At 71.5% G+C, this 24,927-nt stretch carries 24 protein-coding genes; 11 read left to right on the top strand and 13 right to left on the bottom strand.

Going from position 1 to position 24,927, the window contains the following annotated elements; translation table 11 throughout:
- Positions 1–17: 17 nt before the first annotated feature.
- Positions 18–899: an MOSC domain-containing protein gene (locus EIY87_RS16290; protein ID WP_191984120.1), complete on the top strand. Its 882-nt coding sequence runs from the start codon at positions 18–20 to the stop codon at positions 897–899.
- Here EIY87_RS16290 and EIY87_RS16285 read toward each other — a convergent pair.
- Positions 782–1,588 carry an SAM hydrolase/SAM-dependent halogenase family protein gene (locus EIY87_RS16285; RefSeq protein WP_125308784.1) on the bottom strand — a complete coding sequence of 269 codons (807 nt, stop codon included), beginning with the start codon at positions 1,586–1,588 and terminating at the stop codon, positions 782–784. The genes EIY87_RS16290 and EIY87_RS16285 overlap by 118 nt on opposite strands.
- 47 nt (positions 1,589–1,635) lie before the next feature.
- On the opposite strand from EIY87_RS16285, the gene EIY87_RS16280 reads away from it, so the two are divergent.
- The 3 genes from EIY87_RS16280 (at position 1,636) to EIY87_RS16270 (ending at position 3,786) form a co-directional block, all read left to right on the top strand.
- Positions 1,636–2,631: a phosphoribosylaminoimidazolesuccinocarboxamide synthase gene (locus tag EIY87_RS16280; RefSeq protein ID WP_125308782.1), complete on the top strand. Its 996-nt coding sequence runs from the start codon at positions 1,636–1,638 to the stop codon at positions 2,629–2,631.
- Positions 2,552–3,016, top strand: a complete 465-nt coding sequence (locus EIY87_RS16275; RefSeq protein WP_125309843.1) for an NADPH-dependent FMN reductase — start codon at positions 2,552–2,554, stop codon at positions 3,014–3,016. The genes EIY87_RS16280 and EIY87_RS16275 overlap by 80 nt, the downstream gene beginning before the upstream one ends.
- 74 nt (positions 3,017–3,090) lie before the next feature.
- Positions 3,091–3,786, top strand: a complete 696-nt coding sequence (locus tag EIY87_RS16270; RefSeq protein WP_191984119.1) for a DUF2334 domain-containing protein — start codon at positions 3,091–3,093, stop codon at positions 3,784–3,786.
- Positions 3,787–3,822: 36 nt separating this feature from the next.
- Here EIY87_RS16270 and EIY87_RS16265 read toward each other — a convergent pair whose 3' ends face one another.
- Positions 3,823–4,473, bottom strand: a complete 651-nt coding sequence (locus tag EIY87_RS16265) for a TetR/AcrR family transcriptional regulator (RefSeq protein ID WP_125308780.1) — start codon at positions 4,471–4,473, stop codon at positions 3,823–3,825.
- An 89-nt stretch (positions 4,474–4,562) separates the two neighbouring features.
- On the opposite strand from EIY87_RS16265, the gene EIY87_RS16260 reads away from it, so the two are divergent.
- Positions 4,563–5,501 carry an SDR family NAD(P)-dependent oxidoreductase gene (locus tag EIY87_RS16260; RefSeq protein WP_225439898.1) on the top strand — a complete coding sequence of 313 codons (939 nt, stop codon included), beginning with the start codon at positions 4,563–4,565 and terminating at the stop codon, positions 5,499–5,501.
- A gap of 17 nt (positions 5,502–5,518) precedes the next feature.
- Here the strand turns inward: EIY87_RS16260 and EIY87_RS16255 are convergent, their stop codons facing one another.
- The gene (locus tag EIY87_RS16255; RefSeq protein ID WP_125308778.1) at positions 5,519–6,154 is read right to left on the bottom strand and encodes an MBL fold metallo-hydrolase; all 636 of its coding nucleotides are present in this window, start codon (positions 6,152–6,154) and stop codon (positions 5,519–5,521) included.
- Positions 6,155–6,407: 253 nt separating this feature from the next.
- On the opposite strand from EIY87_RS16255, the gene EIY87_RS16250 reads away from it, so the two are divergent.
- On the top strand, positions 6,408–7,286 hold the full coding sequence (locus EIY87_RS16250; RefSeq protein WP_125308776.1) for a hypothetical protein: 879 nt from the start codon (positions 6,408–6,410) through the stop codon (positions 7,284–7,286).
- Between the two features lie 235 nt (positions 7,287–7,521).
- Here the strand turns inward: EIY87_RS16250 and EIY87_RS16245 are convergent, their stop codons facing one another.
- Positions 7,522–8,454 carry an ArsR/SmtB family transcription factor gene (locus EIY87_RS16245; protein WP_191984118.1) on the bottom strand — a complete coding sequence of 311 codons (933 nt, stop codon included), beginning with the start codon at positions 8,452–8,454 and terminating at the stop codon, positions 7,522–7,524.
- 61 nt (positions 8,455–8,515) lie between these two features.
- On the opposite strand from EIY87_RS16245, the gene EIY87_RS16240 reads away from it, so the two are divergent.
- Together EIY87_RS16240 and EIY87_RS16235 are read left to right on the top strand one after the other, a co-directional pair.
- Positions 8,516–9,655, top strand: a complete 1,140-nt coding sequence (locus EIY87_RS16240) for an MFS transporter (RefSeq protein WP_125308772.1) — start codon at positions 8,516–8,518, stop codon at positions 9,653–9,655.
- A gap of 33 nt (positions 9,656–9,688) precedes the next feature.
- Positions 9,689–11,185 carry an aldehyde dehydrogenase family protein gene (locus EIY87_RS16235; protein WP_125308770.1) on the top strand — a complete coding sequence of 499 codons (1,497 nt, stop codon included), beginning with the start codon at positions 9,689–9,691 and terminating at the stop codon, positions 11,183–11,185.
- Here the strand turns inward: EIY87_RS16235 and EIY87_RS16230 are convergent.
- On the bottom strand, positions 11,182–12,750 hold the full coding sequence (locus EIY87_RS16230; protein ID WP_125308768.1) for a GMC family oxidoreductase: 1,569 nt from the start codon (positions 12,748–12,750) through the stop codon (positions 11,182–11,184). The two genes, EIY87_RS16235 and EIY87_RS16230, sit on opposite strands and share 4 nt — an antisense overlap.
- A 167-nt stretch (positions 12,751–12,917) precedes the next feature.
- Here EIY87_RS16230 and purS point away from each other — a divergent pair, with 167 nt between their 5' ends.
- Complete coding sequence (gene purS, locus EIY87_RS16225; RefSeq protein WP_125308766.1) at positions 12,918–13,157, top strand: phosphoribosylformylglycinamidine synthase subunit PurS; 240 nt, start codon at positions 12,918–12,920, stop codon at positions 13,155–13,157.
- Positions 13,154–13,831, top strand: coding sequence for a phosphoribosylformylglycinamidine synthase subunit PurQ (gene purQ / locus EIY87_RS16220; RefSeq protein WP_125308764.1), 678 nt, complete (start codon positions 13,154–13,156; stop codon positions 13,829–13,831). The genes purS and purQ overlap by 4 nt, the downstream gene beginning before the upstream one ends.
- Positions 13,832–13,868: 37 nt before the next feature.
- On the opposite strand, the gene EIY87_RS47630 is transcribed toward purQ, so the two are convergent.
- The 4 genes from EIY87_RS47630 to EIY87_RS16200 form a co-directional block, all read right to left on the bottom strand.
- A complete protein-coding gene (locus tag EIY87_RS47630; protein WP_158641307.1) occupies positions 13,869–14,327 on the bottom strand; it encodes a hypothetical protein in 459 nt (152 codons plus the stop codon).
- A gap of 105 nt (positions 14,328–14,432) precedes the next feature.
- Complete coding sequence (locus EIY87_RS16210) at positions 14,433–14,861, bottom strand: pyridoxamine 5'-phosphate oxidase family protein (protein ID WP_125308762.1); 429 nt, start codon at positions 14,859–14,861, stop codon at positions 14,433–14,435.
- Between the two features lie 62 nt (positions 14,862–14,923).
- Positions 14,924–16,669, bottom strand: a complete 1,746-nt coding sequence (locus EIY87_RS16205; RefSeq protein ID WP_125308760.1) for an ABC transporter ATP-binding protein — start codon at positions 16,667–16,669, stop codon at positions 14,924–14,926.
- Complete coding sequence (locus tag EIY87_RS16200; RefSeq protein ID WP_125308758.1) at positions 16,666–18,300, bottom strand: ABC transporter ATP-binding protein; 1,635 nt, start codon at positions 18,298–18,300, stop codon at positions 16,666–16,668. Before EIY87_RS16200 ends, EIY87_RS16205 begins: the two co-directional genes overlap by 4 nt.
- A 232-nt stretch (positions 18,301–18,532) precedes the next feature.
- Between EIY87_RS16200 and purL the strand changes: the two genes are divergently transcribed.
- Positions 18,533–20,839, top strand: a complete 2,307-nt coding sequence (gene purL / locus EIY87_RS16195) for a phosphoribosylformylglycinamidine synthase subunit PurL (RefSeq protein WP_404800045.1) — start codon at positions 18,533–18,535, stop codon at positions 20,837–20,839.
- 37 nt (positions 20,840–20,876) lie between these two features.
- Here purL and EIY87_RS16190 read toward each other — a convergent pair whose 3' ends face one another.
- From EIY87_RS16190 to EIY87_RS16175, 4 genes are all read right to left on the bottom strand, one after another.
- Entirely contained in the window at positions 20,877–21,932 is a 1,056-nt protein-coding gene (locus tag EIY87_RS16190; RefSeq protein WP_125308756.1) for a pentapeptide repeat-containing protein, read from the bottom strand.
- Positions 21,933–21,936: 4 nt separating this feature from the next.
- On the bottom strand, positions 21,937–22,821 hold the full coding sequence (locus EIY87_RS16185) for a hypothetical protein (protein ID WP_125308754.1): 885 nt from the start codon (positions 22,819–22,821) through the stop codon (positions 21,937–21,939).
- Positions 22,822–22,995: 174 nt separating this feature from the next.
- Positions 22,996–23,865, bottom strand: a complete 870-nt coding sequence (locus tag EIY87_RS16180) for a lysozyme (RefSeq protein WP_125308752.1) — start codon at positions 23,863–23,865, stop codon at positions 22,996–22,998.
- 193 nt (positions 23,866–24,058) lie between these two features.
- On the bottom strand, positions 24,059–24,853 hold the full coding sequence (locus EIY87_RS16175; RefSeq protein WP_125308750.1) for a lysozyme: 795 nt from the start codon (positions 24,851–24,853) through the stop codon (positions 24,059–24,061).
- Between the last annotated feature and the right edge of the window lie 74 nt (positions 24,854–24,927).

Raw genomic sequence — 24,927 nt, 5'->3', positions numbered from 1 at the left:
CCGGGTAGCCTGCGGGCATGGCGAGGATCGCGCGGCTGACGTACTACCCGGTCAAGGGGTGTGCCGGCACTTCGGTGCCGACCGCCGAGGTCGGGCCGGCCGGGCTGGCGCACGACCGGGTCTTCCAGGTCGTCGCGCCGGACGGCGACTTCCGCAGCCAGCGCCGCTACCCGGTGCTCGCCGCGGTCCGGCCGCGGGTGCTCGGCGACCGGCTCGCGCTGTCCGCGCCGGGTCACGGCGACCTCGAACTCGACATCCGCCGCGACGGCCCTCGGCACCCGGGTTCGACGTTTTCCTGGCAGGGCGAAGGCGTCCACCAGGGAACAGCCGCGGCCGAGTGGTTCTCGGACCTGCTCGGCCTGCCCTCGGTGCTGATCGGGGTGGCGCCGGACCACGAACGCGTCACGAGCGGGGAAACGCCGGGCACGGCCGCGTTCGCCGACGGCCACGCGCTGCTCGTCGCGTCGGAGTCCTCTTTGGACGGATTGAATGCCCGCATCCTCGAACGCGGCGGCGAACCCGTGCCGATGGACCGCTTCCGCCCCAACGTCGTCGTCTCCGGCTGGCTCGAGCCGCACACCGAGGACGAAGTCCGCTCGATGGCGGCGGGCACCGCGGAGTTCGGCTACGCGAAGCAGTGCGTGCGCTGCACGGTGCCGATGGTCGACCAGGAGACCGGCGAGAAGGCCGGCCCGGAGCCGATCCGCACGCTGGCGACCTACCGGCGGCACGCCGACGGCGGCGTGGTCTTCGGGATGAAGGCCGCCGTGCTGCGCCCGGGTCAGCTGGCGGTGGGCGACGAGGTGATCGTGCACTCCTGGGCGGGCCCGAGCCCCAGCACCGCGGCCGCCGAACCACCGTTGACGGCAACCGCGAGCCGCCCGGCCGAGTCGGTGTAGAGGACGCTCGCGCCGGCCGGGACGTCCGCGAACGTCCGCCCGAGCACCGTCGTGACCGCGACCCGCTCGCTGTGCACGGACACCGCGCCGGCCAGCCCGGACAGCTCGAGATCGGCCGGCGTCGCGGCGAGCTGGACGTTGCCGAAGTGGTCGACCGTCAGCACCTCCGACACCAGCTTCCCGGGGAAGGCCGCGACGAACGGTTCCGGCATCGCGACGAGGTCGGTCACCGGGTCGCCGAACGCCGAGGGTTCGACCCCCAGCGCCAGGTGCGCGGCCGCGGGGGCGAAGACGTCCCGCCCGTGGAACGTCGCCGACGTGACCGGCAGCCGCAGCGACGGCTCGGCCAGCTCGTAGGCCGCCCGGACCCCGCCCAGCGCGTGCGCGGCCGGCAGCAGGAGCCCGTTGTCCGGCCCGACCAGCAGCCCTTCCCCAGCGACGACGACCACGCCGAGCCGGGCCGTGCCCACGCCCGGGTCGACGACGGCGACGTGCACCGACGCGGGCAGGAAGGGCGCGGTCTGGGCCAGCGCCATGGCCCCGTGCCGGATGTCCTGAGGGGGGACTTCGTGCGTCACGTCGATCACCCGCACGGCGGGCGCGAGCCGGGCGATCACGCCGTGGCAGGCCGCCACGAAGCCGTCGCGCAGGCCGTAGTCGGTGGTCACCGAGATCCAGTCGTACGCCATGCCAGCATCATCCATGGTGGCGGAGGGTGCGCGTTAGGGTTCAGTCCGTGACACCCCTCCCCACCGTCGCCGCCGGCAAGGTCCGCGACCTCTACGCCGTGGGCGCCGACCACCTGCTGGTCGTCGCCTCCGACCGCATTTCGGCCTTCGAGCGCGTGTTCCCCACCCCGGTCCCGGACAAGGGCCGGGTGCTCACCGCGATGAGCGCGTTCTGGTTCCGCGAGCTCGCCGACGTCCTGCCGAACCACCTGGTGGCCTCGGACGGGCCCCTGGTACCCGCCGCCTTCCGCGGCCGCGGGCTGCTGGTCGAGCGGCTCGACATGCTGCCGGTGGAGGCGGTCGTCCGCGGGTACCTGACCGGGCGCGGGTACGCCGACTACCGCCGGTCGGGCGTGGTCTGCGGGCTCGGGCTGCCGGCCGGGCTGCCCGAGTGCGCCCGGCTGCCGGAGCCGATCTTCACGCCGTCCACCAAGGCGCGACCGGGTGAACCGGACGAGAACATCGACTTCGACACCTTCGCGGCGATCCTCGGGCGCACGCTCGCCGAAGAGGTCCGCGAGGCGTCGCTGGAGCTGTACCGCCGGGGCGCCGCGCGGGCCGCGGAGCAGGGGCTGCTGCTCGCGGACACGAAGTTCGAGTTCGGCATCGGGGCGTCCGGCGGGCTGGTGCTCGCGGACGAGGTGCTGACCCCGGATTCGGCGCGCTACTGGCTCGCCGGCGACCACCGGCCCGGCCGCCCGCGGCCGTCGTTCGACAAGCAGCACGTGCGCGACTGGCTGGTCGGTCCGTCGTCCGGCTGGGACTGCGTGTCCGCGCCGCCGCCGCTGCCGCCGGCCGTGGTGACCGCCACGCGCGACCGGTACCTCGAGGCGTACCACCGCATCACCGGGCTTTCCCTGGCAGACTGGCCGCGTGATCCTGTTGATCTGCGGCAGCCTGCGAGCAGGCTCGGGCAATGCGGCGGTGCTGGGGACCGTCGCGACGCTCACCGCGAGCCAGACGTACACCGGTCTCGGCGCTCTGCCGCACTTCAACCCCGATGACGACCGCGACCCGCTGCACCCGGAGGTCGCCGCGCTCCGGGAGGCGATCAAGGCCGCCGACGCGATCCTGATCTGCACCCCGGAGTACGCCGGCGGGCTGCCGGGCTCGTTCAAGAACCTCCTGGACTGGACGGTCGGCGGCGGCGAGATCTACGGCAAGCCGGTGGCGTGGATCAACGCGTCCTCGATCGCGGCGCCGACCGGCGGCCGGGACGCGCACGACACGCTGCGCAAGGTGCTTACGTACGCGGGCGCGAAGATCGTCGACGAGGCGTGCGCCCGGATCCCGGTCTCGCGCGCCGACGTCGCCGACGGGCAGGTCGCCGACCCCGACCTGCGCGGGCGGATCGCGATGGCCGTGCGGCTGCTGCGGGACGGCGTCTGACCCTTCCGGCAACGGTCGCCCGCCCGTTCTGCGCAGTTCACGGGAGTGTCAGACGCGTGCGTCCCAATGGTGGCGTGGACGCTCGCCTGCTGGTTTCGCTGTCGGGAATCACCCCGCGCACGCTGCACCGGTGCGCCGACCTCGCGGCGGAACTCGACCGCCGGAAAGTGCCGTTGTCCCTGCTGTACGCCGCTCGCACCGGCGAAGGCCCGGTGACGGAGTGGGTGCGCGCCCGCGCCCGCAGCGGCGATTCCGTGCTGCTGCACGGCTACGACCACACCGTCACGCCCACCCACCGCACGGTGTACCTGGGCAAGAAGGCGGAGTTCGCGACGCTGCCGGCGCACGAGGCCCGGCTCCGGCTGATCGCGGCGAAGGCGTTGCTGGACACGGCCGGCCTCGACGTCGACGGCTTCGCGCCGCCGCGCTGGATCGCGTCCCAGGGCACGCTGCAGGCGCTGGCCGAGCACGGCTTCCGGCTGTGCGCCGACCTCGGCGCGGTGCGCGACCTCGTCACCGGCGAGGTCCGCCGCGCCCGCGTCAGCGAGTTCACGAGCCAGTCGCACCGCACGGAGACGGTCCGCTGCTTCGCGCTGGTGCTGGCGGCGGCTCGCGCGGCCCGCCGGGGCGGGCTGGTCCGGCTGGGGGTGGAAGCCACGGACCTCACCCGCCCCGGCCTCCGGCAGGCCTTGCTGGACGCCGTCGACGTCGCGCTGGAGAACCGCGCGTTCGGCGCGACCTACGGTTCGCTGCGCGCGGTGGCGGCCTGAACGACCCGCGGGACATCGCTTCTCACTCTGGAGTTGTCAAACACCGCCGCCTCCCGAGGGAGGACGGACCTCGCTCCCGAATCCGTGCACCGGGTTCGGGTCGAGCACCGCGTCGAGCTGACCGAAGGCCACGTCGACCGCCGGGGCGAGTGCGGGTGCGTCCGCCCCGGCCAGCCGGTTGCCCGCCTGGTAGCAGGCCACGGCGATCTGCGCCGCCAGTACCGCGACCTCGCGGGGCGCGCCGCGCTCCAGCAGGATCGCTTCGCCCAGCTCGGCGAACCGTTGCAGCTTCCGCGCGCTGCGGTCCTTGAGCTCCGTGTTCTGCTCCACCAGGCGCTGGTGCATCTCGTAGCGCTTGGCGTCCGTCGTAGCCTCGCCGCACACCTCCAGCACCAGGGCGCGGATCTGCTCCAGTGCGGCCGGCAGGCTTTGCGGTGCCTCGCCGGGTAAGGCCCGCTGTCGCTCCGCCAGGTGGTCCAGCAGCTGCTGCTCGTCCGAGAACACCACCTCCTGCTTGTCGCCGAAGTACCGGAAGAAGGTCGTGCGCCCGACCTCCGCGCGCTCCGCGATGTCCGTGACCGTGACCTCGGCGAAGCCGCGCTCCGCGAACAGTTCGAAGGCGGCCTCCACGATCTGCTCGCGAGCCTGTTTCTGCTTCCGCTCCCGCAGCGAGGGGCGTTGATTCATGGCTCCACGGTAGCGGATCCGGTATCGAGTGCGCTACGGTACCGAGTACCAGTTCGAATCGAGTACCTGATCGAGTGAAGGGGGACGGGATGACCGAAGCGACGAAGACGCTGCTCATGACCGGTGCGAGCCGGGGCATCGGCCGGGTCGCGGCCGAACGGCTGCTGCGGGACCGGCCTGACCAGCTGCTGCTCGTCGTCGTGCGCGGGGAGGAGGCCGGGCGCCGGCTCGCGCGGGAGCTGGCCGAGCGCACGGGGAACGCGAACGTCCGGCCGGTGTCGTGCGACCTCGGCTCCCTGGCGGAGGTGCGCGCGGCGGCGGAAGCCGTGCGGGCGATGCTGGACGAGCGGGAAATCCCGCCGCTGGCGGGCTTCCTGGGCAACGCGGGGGTCCAGATGGCGTCGGCCGCGAAGGTGACGGCGGATGGCTTCGAAGCCACGTTCGGGATCAACGTCCTGGCGAACTACCTGCTGCTCCGCCTGCTCGCCGACCGGTTCGAAGCGGGCGCGCGCGTGGTGCTCACCGGCAGTGAGTCGCACTTCGGCGACTTCCGGCACAACCTGGGTCTCGTTCCGGCGCCCCGCTGGACGAGCACCCGGGATCTCGCCCGGCCGGGCACCGGCCCCGAAGCCGAAACCGTGACCGCGGGGCGCCGGGCCTATTCGACGAGCAAGCTCGGCGTGCAGTACCTGGTGCACGCGTTCGCGAGGCGGTTCCCCGAGCTCGACGTCTACGCCTACACCCCCGGGCTGGTCCCGGGCACGGGCCTCGCCCGTGACGCCGGCCCGATCCAGCGCTTCGGGTTCCGGTGGTTGCTTCCGCTGTTGTGGGCGACGCCCATCGCGACCAGCCCGCAGGCGGCCGGAGTCAAGCTGGCGGCGGCCATGACGACGGCTCGGCCGGGCGAGTCCGGGGCGTACCTCGACCGCGGCCGGGTCGTGCCGTCTTCACCGGAGTCGTACGACGAGGAGCGGGAGGAGGAGCTGTGGCGTGGCTCGGCCGAGTTGTGCGGCGTACCGGTGTCGTGACCGGCACGCCGCGCGGCTCAGAACTTCGCGGGCTCGGCCCGCTCGAGCACCTTGACCTCGGTCCCTTCGGGCGCGAGGTTGCCGAACAGCCCGTAGTGCATGGCGGGGTTCGCGAGCACGGCTTCGTGAATGGGCACGGCCACCCGCGGCGCGACGGCCCGCAGGTAGTCGACGGCTTCCCCGGCCTTCAGCCACGGCGCGCCGGTCGGCAGCCCGAGCACGTCGATCTTCTGCTCCGGCACGAAGAACGAGTCACCGGGGTGGAAGAAGGCGCCGTCGTCGAAGACGTACCCGATGTTCGGGATGACGGGGATGTCCGAGTGGATGACGGCGTGCTCCCCGCCGACGGCCTTGACGGACGTGTCCCCGATCGCGAAGGCGTCCCCGACGTTGGCTACGTCGAACTGGACCCCCAGCTTCTGGACGGCTTCGGCGGACCCGGGATCGACGATCAGCTTCGCTTCCGGGTTGGCTTCCAGGATCTTCGGCAGCTTCTCGACGTCGAGGTGGTCGAAGTGCTGGTGCGTGACCAGCACGGCGGACAGCTCCCGCTCGCCCTCGAACCCGGTGGAGAACGCGCCGGGGTCGATCAGGATCCGCTCGGAGCCGGTCTCCAGCAGCAGGCAGGCGTGTCCGAAATGGACGATACGCATCGATGTTCTCCTTTGCACGTGGACGATTCCAGCCTAGTCCCGCTTGTCGTCACCTCGCCAACACGCTCGGTGGCCGGGCGTCGGCCGCGGCCCGGCGGCTGAGCCGGAATCCGCGTCGTCGGTGACGCTCGGTTTCTGTTTCGAAAAATGTCCTTGATCTGTCCACCCCGAACGGAGCAACTTCGTCGAATTGTGTCTCGGTGGCTTATTCTGGAGTGTCTGGCACTCGTCGCGGTGAGGAGTGGGCGTCCAGATGCTCAAGAGTTTCCTCGGCTGGCTCCGGGACTACGTCGTCTACACCGGCATTGTGGGGCTGGTGGAAGGCGTGCTGGGTATCCTGGCCTTCGGCGGGCTGCTCAGCGCATTGCTCGGGAATACCGCGATAAAGGCGGGCGCAATCGTCGCCGTTCTCCTCGGGGTGATCGGCTTGTACGTCCTCCTGATCGCGAACCGGGTCGAATGGCGGTCACGAACGGAACTCGACCGACGGCTGCTCCAGTACTACTGCAGCGTCCTCAAGGAACGGCACGGTCACTCGTGGCGGATCGCCAGCTGGGTGGAGTCCGCCGCGGTGCGGGCCAACGGCGACGCGAGCGAGGTGATCACCGTCAGGGCGGTCGTCGAATGCGACCTGCTCGATTTCTTCGCCATTCGCACCGGCGCGGGCTGGCACCAGTCCGAGAAGGCGCGCCGCAAAGTGAAGATAAACGTCAAGTCGCTGGAAGTGGACGGCATCGGTGGCACGCGTCGCGATGCGACATCCACCTGGCTGAATGACGACAGGTTGGAAGTCATCGCCCATTTCGGAAGTCCCGCCAGGCGTGGTGACGAAATCGTCATGGTGATCGAAAAGGAATGGCCGGGAAAGTGTGCTCCCCTGATGCGGGACCGGCAGCCCGACGAATTCGCGTTGACGTTCGCTTGTGTCGCCGACTACTTGGAGTACGCCGTGCAGCTACCGGAGGGGAGCGACGTGGCTTGCGACGCGATCGGACTGGTGAAGGGGGAGCACGACTACACGCTGGCGGTCCGGCGCAACGGTGTCGGGCCGACCGAGGTCTCCCTGGTGGTGAGGAACATCCCGCCACGGGTGCGCGTCGGGATGCGCCTTGACCTCAAAAAGCCGAGGTAGCTCGCCCGAGGGACGGGGCCCTCTTTGTGCTGTTGCAGGCGGAACTACGTGTCTCCGCCTTCGCCACCGTTGTGAATCATTCTCATCCTCTGCTGGACATCACGGAACTCTTCGGCCGGACGAGCCGGTCGAAGACTGGCGACTCTAGCGCCTCGAAGCCGATCACGAGCGGTTTTCCGCTCGATAAGATGATTTATTTTAAGTGAAGAGTCGTGAAGGTCTTGTTGTCCGTTGCTCACAGCTTCCCCGCGAGCAAGGCGTCCCCGAGTTCCGTCCGCCGGTACAGCACCCGGTGCCCCCGCCGTTCCGAAGCCAGCAATCCCGCGCCCCGCAACGCCGTCAAGTGCGCCGACACCGTTGCCGGGGCCAAGCCGTGCCGCGATGCCAGCTCGGTCGTCGCCGCGGGACGGTCCAACGTCGCCAGCAACAGCGCCCGGGTCCGGCCGAGCACCTCGGCCAGCGCGTTCGGCAACGCCGGCGCCGACGTCCAGAGCGAAGCGACTCCGCGAGCCGGGTACAGCACCGAAATCTGCCACGGCGGCACCGTCACCACGCCCACGCCCGGCCACGCGAACACCGCCGGGATCAGCAGCAGCCCCCGCGAGTCGATCTCCAGCCGTTCGCGGGCCCGGACGTCGACCAGCACCGACGTTCCCGACAGCCGGACGCGCGGGTGCAGCTCCGAGAACATCGCGGCGATGCCGCCCGACCCCAGCTGCCGCGTGCGGAACGCGATGTCCGCCGCCAGCAGTTCGCGCAGGCGGGGCCACTGCGGTTCGAGCAGCGCGTGCCACACCGTCTCGAGCTGGTCGGCGAGCAGGTCGCGCGCGGTCGCCGGGTCGTCCGGCAACAGCGACAGGTCCGCGTCGACCATCCCCAGCTCCAGCGCCACCTGGGACGGCGGGGTCGCGCGCACGGCACGCAGCTGCGCCGCGGCCGTCGTCTCCGGGCCGGCGGGCGGTGGGCTCAGGAACTCGGTGATGTAGTGCCGCGCGCCCAGCACCGCGGCCAGCTCGGGCACGTCGGGTAGCTCGGACAGCCACGGCGGGTGCGCGGGGTGCGCGCGGACGCCGAGCAGCGTCTGGACGGCGCCCAGCACCTCTTCCAGCGGTGAAATCGCGAACCGGACGCGCTGGCTGCCGGCCGCGGTCAGGACGAGCTCGATCATCGCGGATTCGCTCTCACCCGAATCAGTGTGCCGTACGAATGCCGCCGACGAGGGTGCAGTCATGTCGTTGTTCACCCATCGCGCCTACTGGCGCTGGTCGGCGGGCGTGCAGTTCGCCCGGCTCCCGGCGACCATGGCGCCGCTCGCGTTCACCCTGCTCACCACGGCCACGACCGGGTCGTACCGGCTGGGTGGCGTGCTCATGTCGGTCTTCGTCGTCGCCGAGATGGCCGGTGCGGTGCCGGTCGGACGGCTGCTCGACCGCGTCGGGCCGGCCCGCGGCCTCACGGCGTTGCTGCTCTTCACCGCCGCCGGGTTCGCCGTGCTGGCCGCCGCCGCGGAGGCGCCGACGCCGGTGCTGCTCGCGCTCGTCCTGCTCCCCGGGATCCCGGCCGGCGCGCTGTCCGGCGGCTTCCGGACGCTCCTGGCCGACACGGTCGACGACGAGCTGCTGCCCCGCGCCATCTCCGTCGACGCGATGATCCTCGAAGGCGTCCTGATCGGCGGCCCGGCGCTGGTCGCGCTGCTCGACCTGGCCGGCCCGGTGGTGCCGGTCGCCGCCATGGCGGTCGCGTGCGTGGCCGCCGCGGCACTCGTCCCGCGCCGCGTGGGTGAGCACGAACGGGTGGAATCCGCGGACGACGTCCCGCCCGCGGGCGTTCTCACCTACCTGCCGTGGCTGTGCTGCGCGTTCACCGTCGGGCTGCTGCTGTCGACGATCGAGGTCGCGCCGCTGCCGCTGGTGCAGCGCCTCGGCGCGCCGGAGACGGCCGCGCCGGTGGTGATCGCCGTGCTCAGCGGGGCGAGCATCCTGGGCAGCGCGCTCTACGCGTGGCGCGGCAAGACCGGCGACCCACGGCTGTTCCTCGCCGGGTTCGTCGCCGGCGGGCTCACCCTCGCCGCCGACCTCGGCTGGCCGGGGCTGATCGCCTCGATCGCGGTCATCGGCGGGTGCACCGGGCCGCTGGTCGCCACGACGTCGGTCAACCTCCAGCGTCTGCTGCCGAAGAACCGCAGGTCAGCGGGGTTCTCGCTGAGCTTCACCGTGCAGGCGTGCGGGTTCGGGCTGGGTTCGCTGGCGGTCGGCGTGCTGCCGTTGTGGCTCGCCCCGCTCTTCGGTGTCTTTGCCGCGGCGATCGCCGGTGCAATGCTGGTGGTGAAGCCCGCGCGAGCTATTGGCACAGTGTCAGTAACGTCGTAACCTGGGCTGAACCTCGACCCACGGGAGACGCCGATGACCGCCGTCCAGCCGAAGCCGACGTCGGTCGGCGAAACCTTCGACTCGCTCAGCCCGGCGACCGACGAGGTGGTCGGAACTTACCCGATCCACACGGCGGAAGACGTCAAGGCCGCCGTCGAGCGGGCGCGCGTCGCCGCCCAGTGGTGGGAAGGGCTCGGCTTCGCCGGGCGCGCGGAGCGGCTGAGGAGCTGGAAGGGCGTGCTGACGCGGCGGCTGCCGCAGCTGTGCCAGGTGGTCCGCGACGAGACGGGCAAGCCGATCGTCGACGCGCAGCTCGAGAGCGTCCTGGCCATCGAGCACATCGCCTGGGCGGGCAAGCACGCGAAGAAGATCCTCGGCAAGCAGAAGCGCTCGGCCGGGCTGCTGATGTCGAACCAGGCCGCCACCGTCGAGTACCAGCCGCTCGGCGTGGTCGGCGTGATCGGCCCGTGGAACTACCCGGTGTTCACCCCGCTCGGCTCCATCGCGTACGCGCTCGCGGCGGGCAACGCCGTCGTCTTCAAGCCCAGCGAGTACACCCCCGGCGTCGGGAAGTGGCTGGTCGACGCGTTCGCCGAGATCGTCCCGGAGCAGCCGGTGCTGCAGCTGATCACCGGCTTCGGCGAGACCGGCGCGGCGCTGGTCGGCGCCGGCGTCGACAAGATCGCGTTCACCGGCTCGACCGCCACCGGCAAGCGCATCATGGCCGCGGCCGCCGAGACGCTCACCCCGGTCGTCATCGAGGCGGGCGGCAAGGACCCGGTGCTCGTCGACGCGGACGCCGACCTCGACGCCGCCGCCGACGCCACGGTCTGGGGCGCGTTCTCCAACTCCGGCCAGACCTGCATCGGCGTCGAGCGCGTGTACGTCCACGAGAAGGTGCACGACGCGTTCGTCGCGAAGGTCGTCGAGAAGTCCAAGGACGTGCGCGCGGGGTCGGACGAGGCCGCGCAGTACGGGCCGGTGACCATGCCGTCCCAGCTCGGCGTGATCAAGCGCCACATCCAGGACGCGCTGGCCCGCGGCGGCAAGGCGGTCCTCGGCGGCGAGGACGCGGTCGGCGACCGCTACGCCCAGCCGACGGTGCTAATCGACGTCCCGGAGGACTCCGAGGCGGTCACCGAGGAGACCTTCGGCCCGACGGTGACGATCGCGAAGGTCCGCGACATGGACGAAGCCGTCGAGCTGGCGAACAGCACGAAGTACGGCCTGGGCTCGACGGTGTTCTCGAAGTCCCGCGGCGTCGAGCTGGCCGAGAAGCTGCGCACGGGCATGACGGCGATCAACGCGCCGCTGTCGTTCGCGGGCATCGCTTCCCTGCCGTTCGGCGGGGTCGGCGACTCCGGCTTCGGCCGCATCCACGGCCCGGAGGGGCTGCGCGAGTTCGCCCGCACGAAGGCGATCGCGCGTCAGCGGTTCACCGCCCCGCTGACGCTGACGTCGTTCAGCCGCAAGGAATCGACGGACGCGCTGGTCGCCAAGCTGGTGACCATCCTGCACGGCAAGCGCTAGCGGCCCCGGATCAGGTCCGCCGCCTTTTCCGCGACCATGATGGTCGGCGCGTTCGTGTTGCCCCGCGGCACCACGGGCATCACGGACGCGTCGACCACGCGCAGGCCCTCGACGCCGTTGACCCGCAGCTGCGGGTCGACGACCGTGCCGATCGAGCAGGTTCCGACCGGGTGGTAGAGCGTCTGCGTGTTCTCGCGGATGTGGTCGGCCAGCTCGGAATCGCTCAGGTCGTGCCGCGCGGGCAGGAACGGCTGGTCGAGGAACCGCTTGAGCGGCCCCGACTTCCCGATGTCGATCAGCGCGCGCAGGCCGGCGATCATCGTCTCCATGTCCTTCGGCTCCGCGTAGTACGCCGGGTCGATTTCCGGCTTCCACAACGGGTTCGCCGACTTCAGCCGCAGCCGGCCGCGGCTCGCGACGTCCACCAGCGTCGCCGCCGACGTGAACCCGGGGACCGTCGGTTCGCGCAACCCGTTGTCGTAGAACAACGTCGGCGCCACGTGGATCTGCATGTCCGGCGCGGGCAGGCCGTCCCCGGTCGGGAAGAACGCGCCCGCCTCGCCGATGTTGGACGCCAGCGGCCCGCGCTTGGTCAGCTGGTAGCGGACGAGCCCGCGCGGGGTCGCCGCGTCCACCAGGTCGGTGGTGCCGCGGGTGGACCAGATGATCCCGCAGGCCGGGTGGTCGTGCAGGTTCTCGCCGACGCCGGGCAGCGCGGCGACGACGTCGATGCCGTGCTCGCGCAGGTGTTCCGCGGGCCCGACACCGGAGACCATCAGCAGCTGCGGCGAGTTCACCGCGCCGCCGGAGAGGAGCACCTCGGTGGACGCGTGCGCGGTGCGCTCGACGCCGTTGTCCAAATAGGACACGCCGGCGGCGCGGGTGCCCTCGAAGACGATCCGGGTCGCGGGCGAGCACGTCTTCACGGTGAGGTTCGGCCGCTCGAGCGCCGGGCGCAGGTAGGCGTCCGCGGTGGACCAGCGGCGGCCCTTCTTGCAGGTCACCTGGTAGACGCCGGCGCCTTCCTGGCTCTCGCCGTTGAAGTCGTCGGTGCGCTTGAGGCCCCACGCGACCGCGGAGTCCACCCAGGCGTGTGACAGCTCGTGGGTGAACCGCCGGTCCTCGACGTGCAGCGGGCCGTCGGTGCCGTGCAGCGGCCCGCCGAGGCGCTGGTTGCCCTCGGCGCGCTTGAAGTACGGCAGGACGTCGTCCCAGCCCCAGCCCTCGGCGCCGTGGGAATCGCGCCAGCCGTCGTAGTCGGCGCGGTTGCCGCGGATGTAGATCATCGCGTTGATCGACGAGCAGCCGCCGAGCAGCTTGCCGCGCGGCCAGTAGGACGTCTTGCCGGTGTGCTTCTGCTCGACGGTCTCGTAGTTCCAGTCCCACTTGGTCTTGAACAGCGAGGGGAACGCGGCGGGGATGTGGACCTCGTCCGCGGTGTCCTCGCCGCCGGCTTCGAGCAGCAGGACCTGGGCCGACGGGTCTTCGGTCAGGCGGTTGGCGAGCACGCAGCCCGCGCTGCCGGCGCCGACGATGACGTAGTCGAAGGACTCCTGGACGGCCACGGTGCCTCCTGTTGGCGAGATGTCAACGACTCATCATGGCGCAGCGCCGCGCCCTCGGCCAGTCTAGGTTTTCCGGTGGCCCTCGCCACCTGGGCGCGAGGGCGGCGAACGGGGTCAACTATGCTGGTCCGGTACCCACGACCTGCGTGAATAAGGAGCAGCCTGCCGTGGCCCGAGTCGTCGTCGACGTCATGCCGAAGCCCGAAATCCTCGACCCGCAGGGACAGGCCGCGCTCGGCGCCGCCGGCCGCCTCGGCTTCACCGGGATCAAGGAGATCCGCCAGGGCAAGCACTTCGAGATCGAGGTCGACGACACGGTCGACGACGCCACGCTGGAGAAGATCGCCGAAGGCTTCCTGGCGAACCCGGTGATCGAGCAGTGGACCATCAAGCGGGTGGACGCGTGAGCGCGCGCATCGGCGTCATCACCTTCCCGGGCACCCTGGACGACGGCGACGCGGCCCGCGCGGTCCGCTACGCCGGCGCCGAGGCGGTCCCGCTCTGGCACGCGGACGAGAACCTCCACGACGTCGACGCGGTCGTCGTCCCGGGCGGCTTCTCCTACGGCGACTACCTCCGCGCGGGCGTGATCGCCCGCTTCGCGCCGGTGATGACCCCGGTGATCGAAGCGGCGCGCGGCGGCATGCCGGTCCTCGGCATCTGCAACGGCTTCCAGATCCTGTGCGAGGCGGGCCTCCTGCCGGGCGCGATGATCCGCAACCAGGGCCTCCACTTCATCTGCCGCGACCAGTGGCTCCGCGTGGAGAACACCTCGACGGCGTGGACGACGCGCTACGACGAGGGCGCCGAGATCCTCATCCCGATGAAGAACATCGACGGCTGCTACATGGCCGAGCAGTCCACTTTGGACGAGCTGGAGGCCGAGGGCCGCGTGGTGTTCCGGTACGTCGGCGGCAACCCGAACGGCTCGCGCAACGACATCGCGGGCATCCGCAGCGAGAACGGCCGGGTCGTGGGCCTGATGCCGCACCCGGAGCACGCGATCGACGCGCTGACCGGGCCGTCGGACGACGGGCTCGGGATGTTCTTCAGCGCGGTGGACGCGCTGGTCAAGGCCTGACGAACGGGCGGGCGACGCGGGGCGCCCGCCCGTTCCTTCAGTTGCTGCTCAGGTGTTCAGCCACGCCGTCGCGGTCCGCGTTGACCGGCCTGCTGCACCAGTAGGGGCCGCTGTTCGTCTGGCACACCTGGATCTTGAGGCGGTCGAACCCGCCGACGAGGTCGGGGTCGCCGATCGTGAAGTGGAACGGCGACGCCGAATCGGCGGGGGTGCTCCTGGTCGTGCCGTCGATCTTGACGGACCCGGCGTAGGCCTCGAAGTAGACGGTCGTACCGACCCCGCCGCTGTCGTACATGGTCCCCTGTAGTTCGGCGGTGCGATTGCCCCACACGACACCGCCCCAGGTCCCGCCGACGCCGCAGTTCGTCGCGCACAGATCGAAGGTGTCGTTCGGCCAGGTCGCCGCCGCGGCCGGCGCGACCACCGTCGCCGTCATGGTGATCGCGGCGGCGGCCGCGGCCACCCCGGTCCGCAGTGCTCGGCGTGTCGGCGACATCAAACTTCTCCTCGGGTCGGGCGGCTCCAGCACCGGCCACCACGCCCGGCCCGGGCTCGCGGTTGGGACCCGAGCGGACCTTTCACCTGTTCGGAGCAGCCGTCGTCAGGTCTTGCTCTGGTCGTTCGACAGCCACTTCTCCGGCCGCACCCGCACCAGCACCGACCGCTCACCCAGCGACGCGTCCACATAGGCCGTCGCCTGCTCCGGCGGCCAGTACCGGTGCGCGATCCGCAGCGCCTGTTCCCGCGTCGGCGGCGCGTCGTTCGCCACCACCGGGCCCTCGACCGTCACGTACCGGTACGGCGGGTTCTCGTCCTGCGCCACCAGGCTCAACCGCCCCGCGGCCCGGATCGAGCGGTCCTTGACCGTGTCCCGCTCCATCCAGATCAGCAGCTCGCCGCCCGGCGAGTAGTCGTACCAAACGGGGACCGCCAGCGGGGCCCGGCCCGCGCGCTCCACCGCCAGCACCCCGACGTGCACCCCGCTCAGGAACTCCTCGCGCTCCGCCGCGGTCATCACGAAAGACGACATGCCACTCCCCGGTGTCCGTTGACACCGGGGAGCAACACGCCACCACGTCCGGACATTCCGGACTACGAAGCCGCCGCCACCAGACGCGCGTAGGAGCCGCCCGCCGACAGCAGGTCCGCGTGCGGGCCCAGCTCCGTGATGCGGCCGTCCTCGACCACCGCGACCCGGTCGGCCGCCGCGGCCGTGTGCAGGCGGTGGGCGATCGCGATCACCGTGCGGCCGGACAGCACGCTGTTCAGCGACCGCTCCAGGTCCCGCGCCGAGCCCGTGTCCAGCAGCGACGTCGCTTCGTCGAGCACCAGCGTGTGCGGGTCGGCCAGCACCACCCTGGCCAGCGCCAGCTGCTGCGCGATCGCCGCCGGCACCGGGTGCTCGCCGGAGCCCAGCTTCGTGTCGAGGCCGGACGGCAGCGACGCCACCCACTCCGCCGCGCCCGCCGAGGCCAGCGCGGCCAGCAGCTCGTCGTCGGTCCAGTCGCCGCCCGAGCGCCGGGCCGGCAGCGCCAGGTTCTGCCGCAGCGTCCCCGAGAACACGTGGTGTTCCTGGGTCAGCAGCAGCACCTCGCCGCGCAGGACGTCGTCGGCCAGCGCCGAGACGTCCTGGCCGCCGATCCGCACCGAACCCGACGACGGCGCCGCGATGCCGGCCAGCAGGCGGCCCAGCGTCGACTTGCCCGCGCCGGACGGCCCGACGATCGCCAGCCGCTCGCCGCGCGGTACCCGCAGGTCGATGCCGTGCAGCACCTCGCGGTCGGCGGTGTAGGCGAACCGGACGTCGCGCACGTCGATGTCACGTCCGCGCGGCACCTCCGTCACCTTCTCCGCGCCCTCGGCGGCCACCGCGTGGACGCCGCGGATCCGGCGCGCCGCGGCCGCCGCGACCTGCAGGTCCTCCAGCCAGAACAGCGCCTCGTTCAGCGGCGCCGCCATCGCCTGCATGTACAGCAGCATCGTGGTGATCTCGCCGAGCCCGGCCCAGCCCCGCGTGTACGCGAGCAGCCCGAGCGGCAGCATGACCGCCAGCGGCACGACGTAGCTGATCTCCAGCGACGGCAGCCAGCGCAGCTGCAGCGCCCGCATCCGGCGCTCGCCGAGGATGCCGCGGTCCAGGGCGTCGTACGCCGCGCCGACCCGCCGGTCGGTCAGGCCGAGCGCCTCCACGGTGCGCGCGCCTTCGGCCGTCTCGTGGACGCTCGTGGTCAGGTCCGCCCAGCGGTCCAGCATCCACTGCATGACCGCTGGGATCCGCCGCTGGTACCAGACGTTGACCGGCACCAGCAGCGGCACCGCGACCAGCAGGCCCAGCGCCAGCAGCGGCGACGTCAGCACCATCGCGACGACCGTGAACACCACGGTCACCGCCGCGACCAGGATCTCCGGCGCCGCGAACCGCGCCGCGTGGTCGATCCGGCCGAGGTCGGTGGTGGCCCGGCTGAGCAGGTCGCCGGTGCCGGCCGCCTCGACGGTGCCGAGCGGCAGCTTCAGCGCCGTCCCGACGAACTCTTCGCGCGTGTTGGCCAGCACCAGCTCGCCGAACACCGCCCCGCGCATCCGCGCGATCTTCCGCGCCAGCGCCTGCAGGAGCAGGATCCCGACGAACGCCGCCGCGAGCACGTCGACGTGGCCGGTGGTGGTGCCGGCCGCGACGTCGTCGACGAGCGCGCCGAGCAGCTGCGGCCCGGCCAGCCCGATCAGGGTGGCCACCGCCAGCGAGCCCAGCAGCAGGCCGAACTCGCGTCTGTGGACCGCCGCCGTCCGCAGCGCCCAGCGGCGGACGTCCCGCCGGGACGCCGTGGGGAGCCGTTTCACACCGTCACCACCTTCGCCGTGAAGACTTCGTCCGCTACGTGTGTCCACAAAGGACTTTGGCTGAACACCACCGTCGTCTTGCCGCGGCGCAGGGCCGCGACGCGCTCGGTGATGCGTGCCTCCGTGTGCGCGTCGACCGCCGACGTCGGCTCGTCCAGCACCAGCACGTCGGCGTCGGTCGCCAGCGCGCGGGCCAGGTTCAGCCGTTGCCGCTGGCCGCCGGACACCTCGCGCCCGCGCTCGCCGATCACCTCGTCGACGCCGCCGGGCAGTGCCTCCACGATGTCGTCGGCGTCGGCCGCGTAGAGCGCTTCGGTGATGCCCACGCCCGTCTCCCGCGCCGGTGCCAGCTGCTCGCGCAGCACACCGGAGAACCAGATGTCCTGGTTGTGCGCGTAGACGATCCGCCGCCGCAGCTCCGCGAGCGCGACCTGGTCCGCCCGGACGCCGCCGACCAGCACCGCTTCGCCGTCGGCCGGGTCGGCGAAGCGGGCCAGCCGGTCGGCCACCGCTTCGCCGTCGGCGCCGAAGTCGACGACCGTCAGGCGGCCGGGCGCGACCCGGACCCCGGACTCGGTGTCGACCAGCTCCAGAGGCCCTTCGGGCAGCGGCACCGGCGTCTCCGGGTCGGCCAGCTTCGGGCGGATCGCCAGCAGCGCCACGACCTTCCGCGACGCGACCAGCCCGGACGTGATCGAGCCGACCGCCTCCGTGGCGGCCGTGACCGGCCAGATCAGGAACGCCGAAACGCCGTAGAAGGCCACCAGCTGCCCGACGTCGATCGAGCCGGCCACGGCCAGCCGCGCGCCGAGCCAGGTGATCACCACCGTGACCAGGCCCGGCAGCGCGATCTCCGCCGCGGCCAGCCACGCCTCGGCCCTGCCGACCTCGATGCCGGCCCGCCGCACCCGCTGGCTCGTCTCGCGGAAGCGGGCGAAGAACCGCCGCTCGCCGCCGATGCCGCGCAGGATCCGCAGGCCGGACACGATGTCCGCGCCCAGGGCGTTGACGTCCCCGCGTTGCTCACGCTGCTTTGCCTTGCGCTTCTGCAGCGGCGCCAGCAGCGGGCCGATGCCGAGCACCGCGACCGGCACGCCGACCAGCGCGACCACGCCGAGCAGCGGCGACGTCGAAACCAGCCACACCGCGACCACGACGAACGCCAGCAGCGACCCGACCGCCCGCCCGGTCATCTCGACGGTGTTGCCGACGTGGTTGATGTCGGTGGTGCTGACGGCGACGAGGTTGCCGGTGGTCGTCTGCTCGCGCAGGCCCGCGCCGACGCGGGTGGTGTGCGCCGACACGGTGCGCTGCGTCGTGCCCGCGCCGTGCAGCCACAGGCCGTAGTTGAGGAAGTGCAGCCAGGTCCCGAAGACCGTCTGGACCAGGCCGAGGACGGCCGCCGCGAGCGCCCAGCGCCCGACGGCGGCGCCGTCGTGCGCGCCGATGGCGCCGATGCCCTGGCCGACGACCAGCGGCAGCAGCGCACCGGGAAGCGCCCAGACGACACCGATCGCGGCCGCGCCCAGCACCGTCCCGAGCCGAGCCCGGAAGACGGCGAGCAGGAAGCGGCTCGCGGTCGGCCGCGCGGGCAGCCGCAGCGGCGGAAGGGGGTATGTGGCGGAAAGCACGATTCTCGACGTTAAGCCGGTACCCGGGCGAAGGCGACCGATTTTCGCGCGCCGCGGCTCGGGGGACCCCCGGTTTCAACGTTACCCGCGGGGACCGACAATTCCGGCGCCGCGCGTCTGGGTTGCCCCCAGGCCGGGACGTGGTGTCGCGCCGCTCACACCGCGCGACGGCCGTCCGATTTCGGCGGCCCACCGTCCGGGGCACCCGGGTGCGCCCCGTATCCTGGCGGCCGTGGCGAACCCTGACACGGACACCGTGACCAGCACCGTTGACACCACCGAGCGCGCCGGGGCGACCCCGGAGCACACCCAGCCGTATCGGGAACTGGGCCTTGCCGACGACGAGTACGCCCGCATCCGGGAAATCCTCGGCCGCCGGCCCACCGACGCCGAGCTGGCCATGTACTCGGTGATGTGGAGCGAGCACTGCTCCTACAAGTCGTCGAAGAAGCACCTGCGGTACTTCGGGGAGACCGCCACCGACGAGATGAAGGCCAAGATGCTGGCCGGCATCGGCGAAAACGCGGGCGTCGTCGACATCGGCGAGGGCTGGGCGGTCACCTTCAAGGTGGAGAGCCACAACCACCCGTCCTATGTGGAGCCGTACCAGGGCGCCGCGACCGGCGTCGGCGGCATCGTCCGCGACATCATGGCGATGGGCGCGCGGCCGCTCGCGGTCGCCGACGCGCTGCGCTTCGGCCCGGCCGACGCCCCCGACACCAAGCGCGTGCTGCCCGGCGTCGTGGCCGGCGTCGGCGGCTACGGCAACTGCCTCGGCCTGCCGAACATCGGCGGCGAGCTCGTCTTCGACCCGTCCTACTCCGGCAACCCGCTGGTGAACGCCCTCTGCGTCGGCGCGATGCGCGTCGAAGACCTGCACCTGGCGTTCGCGTCCGGCACCGGCAACAAGATCATCCTGTTCGGCGCGCGCACCGGCCTCGACGGCATCGGCGGCGTCTCCGTCCTGGCGAGTGACACCTTTTCGGGTGACGAGTCGGCGTCCGGCCGCAAGAAGCTGCCGAGCGTGCAGGTCGGCGACCCGTTCACCGAGAAGGTGCTCATCGAGTGCTGCCTCGAGCTGTTCGCCCAGAAGCTCGTCGTCGGCATCCAGGACCTCGGCGGCGCCGGGCTGTCCTGCGCGACGTCGGAGCTGGCCGCGGCCGGCGACGGCGGCATGCACATCTACCTCGACCGCGTTCCGTTGCGCGCCACCGGGATGACGCCCGCCGAGGTGCTCTCGAGCGAGTCGCAGGAGCGCATGTGCGCGGTCGTCTCGCCGGAGAACGTCGAGGCGTTCATGGCGGTCTGCCGCAAGTGGGACGTCATCGCCACCGACATCGGCGAGGTCACCGACGGCGAGCACCTCGTCATCACGTGGAACGACGAGGTCGTCGTCGACGTCCCGGCGCACACCGTGGCGCACCAGGGCCCGGTGTACGACCGGCCGATCGAGCGTCCGTCCTTTCAGGACGCGTTGATCGCGGACACATCGGCTTCGCTTCCTCGTCCGTCCACTTCGGACGAAATCCGCGCGGACGTCCTTCGCCTGATTTCCTCGCCGAACCAGGCGTCGAAGGAATGGGTGACCTCGCAGTACGACCGGTACGTGCGCGGCAATTCCGTGCTCTCGCAGCCGTCGGACTCCGGCATGATCCGGATCGACGAGTCGTCCGGCCGCGGTGTTTCGGTCGCGACGGACTGCAACAGCAAGTTCGTCTACCTCGACCCGTACCGCGGCGCGCAGCTGGCGCTGGCGGAGGCGTACCGCAACGTCGCGGCGGGCGGCGCGACCCCGGTCGCGGTCTCCGACTGCCTGAACTTCGGCGCCCCGACCGACCCGGGCGTGATGTGGCAGTTCGAGCAGGCGGTCCACGGCCTCGCGGACGGCTGCGTCGAGCTGGGCATCCCGGTGACGGGCGGCAACGTGAGCTTCTTCAACCAGACCGGTTCGACGGCGATCCTGCCGACCCCGGTGATCGGCGTCCTCGGCGTGATCGACGACGTCACCCGCCGCATCCCGACCGGCATCGGCGCGGAAGCGGGCGAAACCCTGCTGCTGCTGGGCGAAACGCACGACGAGCTGGACGGCTCCGCGTGGGCCCGCGAACTCCACGGCCACCTCGGCGGCGTGCCCCCGCGTGTGGACCTGGCGCGCGAGAAGCTGCTGGGCGAGATCCTGGTGGCGGGCTCCCGCGACGGCATGATCTCGGCGGCGCACGACCTCTCCGACGGCGGCCTGATCCAGACGCTGGTCGAGACCGTCCTCATCGGACAGTGCGGCGCCCGCGTCTTCCTCGACACCGACCAGGACCCGTTCGTCCAGCTGTTCTCCGAGTCGGCGGGCCGGGTGCTGGTGGCGGTCCCGCGCACGGAGGAGCTGCGCTTCACGGAGATGTGCACGGCCCGCGGGCTGCCGTGGCGCAAGACCGGCGTGGTCGACCCGGAGTCGGGCACGCTGGAGCTGCAGGGCATCACCGAGTTCACGCTGGACGAGCTGCGCGAGGCGTGGGAAGGCGCCCTGCCGGCGCTGTTCGACTGAGCACCGGAGGGCGCCGGCTTCGGCCAGTGCCCTCCGCTCAGCCCCGCTTCGCGACGATCCGCAGTTCCCCGTCGTGCAGTTCCTCGAAGTCCCACGCTTCCGGCAACCGCACGTCCTTCTCGGCCCGAACCCGCGTGTTGTACAGCGAAACCGCCGCCGGCAGCGAAGCGAACCGCAGATCCGTCTGCCCGGCGAACGAAGCCCGCCGCAGGTCGAGCGACCCCGTCGCCCGGACCCCGCCGAACGTCGCGTCCTTCGCGAACTTCGCGTCCTTGAACGTCGTCTCCCCGGCGAACGTTGTGTCCGTGAAGTCCACGTCTTCGGCGAAGGCCGTCCCGCTGAACCACGCGTGGCTCTCGAAAACCGCGCCGCGGCACCGGAAGTAGCCGATCAGGCGGCCGGACTCGGTGCCCGCGGCGGTGAAGTACACCCGGCCGGTGAAGCGGCAGCCGCTGAGGTTCGTGCTGCTGTGCAGCTCCGCGTACCGGAGCAGCAGGCCGCCGATCAGCTTGCCCGAGAGGTCGAAGTACTCCAGCCGGGCACCGGTCAGGTCCAGGTCGTAGACCGGACCCTCGGCGTCGCGGGCCGGGAGCAGGTCGGTGACGAGCCGTTGGGCCGTGAGCCGGACCGTGAGTTCGCGTTCCTGCTCCGGGTCGCGGGTGTGCGAAAACGGCCGCCGCAGGTACGAGCACAGCACGTCCAGCACCGTCTGCGTGTACTCCGGACGGCTGCGCGCCAGCCCCGCCAGCGCGTGCAGCGCACCCACGCGCACCTGGTCCGCGGTGTGGCCGAGCAGCTCGACCGCCTTCGCGAACCGCTCGTCCGCCACCCGCTCGCGGTCCTGTTCCGCGCGCTGCGACTCGAGTTCGTGCCGACGCCGTTCGACGTCGTGGCGGCCTTCCTCGACCCGGCGGCGCCGGTCGTTGAGCCACAGCGCGTACAGCGCCACGACCGCGCCGCCGGCGAGGCCGCCCGTCTTCAGCGCGTCACTGCGGCTGGTGGCGGGGTCGGTCAGCAGCCAGCCGCCGACCCCGAGCAGCAGCGCCACCGACGCGAAGAACGTCCACGCCAGCGGCGATCGCCACAGCTTCACCCGCTCAGGAAACCAGCATGGTGCTGACGCAGAAGCCCTTGTCGTCGAAGTTCGTCGCGCTCAGCGTGCCCTTGACGTTCTTGCCCGCGGACGTCCCGGTCACCTGGCCCTCGACCAGGTACTCGTCGTCCGGCACCTCGCCGAGCTTCAGCTGCAGCGGCGGCTTGAGGAACGTGTCGAGCCACGAGTCGAGCAGGTCCTTCGAGTCGGAGCAGCCCAGCGCGAGCGCGCCGGCCTTGTCGCCCCCGTTGAGCTTGTCGATGAAGCCCTGCAGGACCGCCTTGGCGTCCGACGCGCCGGAGCTGGACGGCGGCTTCGAGGTCGGCGTCGTGGTCTTCTTGGGCGTGCTCGTCTTCGGCGCCGTCGGCTTCGCGGACGTGCTCGACGACGGCGGCGCCGCGACGGTCGTGTTGTCGTCCTTCGAAAGGAAGAACCCGGGCGCGACGAAGCCGGTGACGCCCAGCGCCGCCAGCACGACGACCACGGTGGCGCCGATGGCGATCCACATCCCGGTCTTGCTCTTCTTCGGCGGCGCCGGCGGCCCGCCGAAGCCCTGCCCGTAACCGGCCGTCGACTGGTCCCAGCCGGACATCTGGCCGCCCTGGTTCGGGTCCCAGGCCTGCTGGCCGTACTGCTGCGCGTTCGGGTCCGCCCACGCCGACTGCTGCTGCGCACCTCCGTCGCCCCACTGCGGCTGCGGGCTCGGGTAACCCTGCTGCTGGCTCGGGTCCCAGCCCTGCGGGTACTGCTGCGTCGGGTACGGCTGCTGCTGCTGGTTGGGGTCCCACCCACCCTGCTGCGGGTACGGCTGCTGGAAGCCACCGGACTGGGGCTGCTGGCCGTACGGGTCGGGCTGGCCGGGCTGGCCCGGCTGAGGCGGGTACGTCATCTTTCATGCCTTCCGGGCGCTGGTTGAACGTCTGCGATCCGACGTCCGGCGGACGCGAGCGGTTCCCCCGGACGTGTGCGCAGCATTCTGCAAGGTCGGACGGTACGGCATGAAACCGGCTCCCGGCCGTGCCGACGCGAAGTCGTCACGATCCGGGAGCCGGGTGGGGGCGGGTCAGCCGTTGGCGAGCGCCTGGAGCCGGTCGTAGGCACCGTTGAAGGTGTCCTGGTCGAGCGGGCTCGAGGTGTACTGCCAGACGGTGTAGTAGCTCCAGTTGTACGGCAGGGTGCCCACCGTCGACGCGTACCGCGCGACCCACAGCGGGGCCGTGCTGGAGAAGTCACCGCTCACGCAGCTGCTCCACCAGCTCGTCGACGTGTAGATCACCGGGTACCGGCCGGTCAGGGAGTGGTAGGTGTCGTGGAAGTCGAGGATCCACGACGTCATCCCGGCCTTGCTCAGCCCGTAGCAGGTCGAGCCGTACGGGTTGTACTCCATGTCGAGCGCGCCGGGCAGGGTCTTGCCGTCCCTGGACCAGCCGCCGCCGTGGGCGACGAAGTACCTGGCCTGCGCCGCGCCGCTCGAGGTGTTCGGCGTGGCGAAGTGGTACGCGCCGCGGATGAAGCCCTGGTTATAGGAGCCGTTGTACTGCTGCGCGAAGTACGGGTTGGTGTAGCTGGTGCTCTCGGTGGCCTTGGTCCAGACGAACCGCTTGCCCTGGTTCCACCAGCTCGCCCAGTTGACGTTGCCCTGGTAGCTGGCGACGTCCATGCCGGCGACGGTGGCCAGCACGCTGTTGGGGACGGCCTGGGCCGGCTGCGGTTGCTGCGCCGCCTTCTGCGAATCCGGTGTCGACTTGTCGCCTTCGACGCGCCGGATCTGCGACCCCAGTTCGTGGTTGTGCTGTGCGATGTCCGCGTTGATCGCGGCGACCGGGTCGGCCTCGGGGGAGAACGTCGCCGCCTGCGCCGTGCTGCCGAGCAGGAGCAGCGTGGCCGGGACGACCAGGGCGGCGAAGAACCGCCCTCTTCGGGAAGTGGACATGTTGGAATCCCTTCACAGAACCCTCGCTGAGGGCGGCTATGTGCAGGTAGCCGCCCGGGCACGATTGTTGAGGACGAGATGGCGGTTTGTCACTCAGTTCCGTGAAATTGGGTATACGGGTGGGTGATTTTCTCGGGAAGTCGATCTTCAATTCGTGACTGGTTAACACCTATTACCGGCGGCGTTGCGCCGTTCAGCCCAGCGCGAGGGCGCGCAGCCGGTCGGCCGAGCCGTTGAACCAGTTCTGGTCGCCGGGCAGGGTGCCGCGGTCGGCGAACTGCCAGATCGTGTGGACGCCCCAGCCGGCGGGCAGCTCGCCGATGTAGGTGTTGTAGCGGGCGATCCAGAGCGGGTTGTCCCCGAAGCCGCCGTTGTTCGCGGTGCAGCGCTTCCACCAGCTCGTCGACGTGTAGATCGTCGGGTAGCGGCCGGTCGCCGCGCGGTAGGTCTCGGAGAAGTCGCTGAGCCAGCGGACCATGCCCGCGGCGTCCTTGCCGTAGCAGGTCTCGCCGTAGGGGTTGTACTCCGCGTCGAGCGCGCCGGGCAGGGTCCGGCCGTCGGCCGACCAGCCGCCGCCGTGGGCGAGGAAGTACCGCGCCTGCGCCGCGCCGTCGGAGATGTCCGGGCGCGCGAAGTGATAGGCGCCGCGGATCAGGCCGGCGTCGTACGAGCCGTTGTACTGCTGCGCGAACTGCGGGTTGACGAAGCCGGTGCCCTCGGTCGCCTTGACGTAGACGAACTTGGCGCCGGACCGCGCCGCGCCCGGCCAGTCGACCGGCCCCTGGTGGCCGCTGACGTCGTGGCCGAGCTGCTGGTCGTCGGACCCGTACAGCACGCCGGGGACCGCGTCGACGCCTTCGACCTTGGCGATCTGCGAGCCCGCGAAGTGGTCTTCGGCCCCCGCGTAGATGTCCTGGGCGGTCGCCGGCGCCTGCCCCGCGACGAGCAGGACCGCGGCGGCGAAGGGAAGCAATACCCGTCTGTTCACCCTCTTGCTCCCCACCGATCTCGTGAGTCTTCTCCAGCCTCACGATGCACCCGAGCCGCAGATCCGGCGACTCG

It is taken from the genome of Amycolatopsis eburnea (assembly GCF_003937945.1).
GTDB classification, from domain to species: Bacteria; Actinomycetota; Actinomycetes; order Mycobacteriales; family Pseudonocardiaceae; genus Amycolatopsis; species Amycolatopsis eburnea.
Note: the sequence above shows the minus strand (reverse complement) of the source record. Positions and strands in the feature narration are given on the sequence as shown.

Bases quoted from the DNA above. Each gene is read 5' to 3' on its own strand.
- EIY87_RS16290 (WP_191984120.1), top strand. From the start codon at position 18: ATGGCGAGGATCGCGCGGCTGACGTACTACCCGGTCAAGGGGTGTGCC.
- EIY87_RS16285 (WP_125308784.1), bottom strand. From the start codon at position 1,588: ATGGCGTACGACTGGATCTCGGTGACCACCGACTACGGCCTGCGCGAC.
- EIY87_RS16265 (WP_125308780.1), bottom strand. From the start codon at position 4,473: ATGAATCAACGCCCCTCGCTGCGGGAGCGGAAGCAGAAACAGGCTCGC.
- EIY87_RS16260 (WP_225439898.1), top strand. From the start codon at position 4,563: ATGACCGAAGCGACGAAGACGCTGCTCATGACCGGTGCGAGCCGGGGC.
- EIY87_RS16255 (WP_125308778.1), bottom strand. From the start codon at position 6,154: ATGCGTATCGTCCATTTCGGACACGCCTGCCTGCTGCTGGAGACCGGC.
- EIY87_RS16250 (WP_125308776.1), top strand. From the start codon at position 6,408: ATGCTCAAGAGTTTCCTCGGCTGGCTCCGGGACTACGTCGTCTACACC.
- EIY87_RS16245 (WP_191984118.1), bottom strand. From the start codon at position 8,454: ATGATCGAGCTCGTCCTGACCGCGGCCGGCAGCCAGCGCGTCCGGTTC.
- EIY87_RS16240 (WP_125308772.1), top strand. From the start codon at position 8,516: ATGTCGTTGTTCACCCATCGCGCCTACTGGCGCTGGTCGGCGGGCGTG.
- EIY87_RS16235 (WP_125308770.1), top strand. From the start codon at position 9,689: ATGACCGCCGTCCAGCCGAAGCCGACGTCGGTCGGCGAAACCTTCGAC.
- EIY87_RS47630 (WP_158641307.1), bottom strand. From the start codon at position 14,327: ATGTCGCCGACACGCCGAGCACTGCGGACCGGGGTGGCCGCGGCCGCC.
- EIY87_RS16210 (WP_125308762.1), bottom strand. From the start codon at position 14,861: ATGTCGTCTTTCGTGATGACCGCGGCGGAGCGCGAGGAGTTCCTGAGC.
- EIY87_RS16185 (WP_125308754.1), bottom strand. From the start codon at position 22,821: ATGACGTACCCGCCTCAGCCGGGCCAGCCCGGCCAGCCCGACCCGTAC.
- EIY87_RS16180 (WP_125308752.1), bottom strand. From the start codon at position 23,865: ATGTCCACTTCCCGAAGAGGGCGGTTCTTCGCCGCCCTGGTCGTCCCG.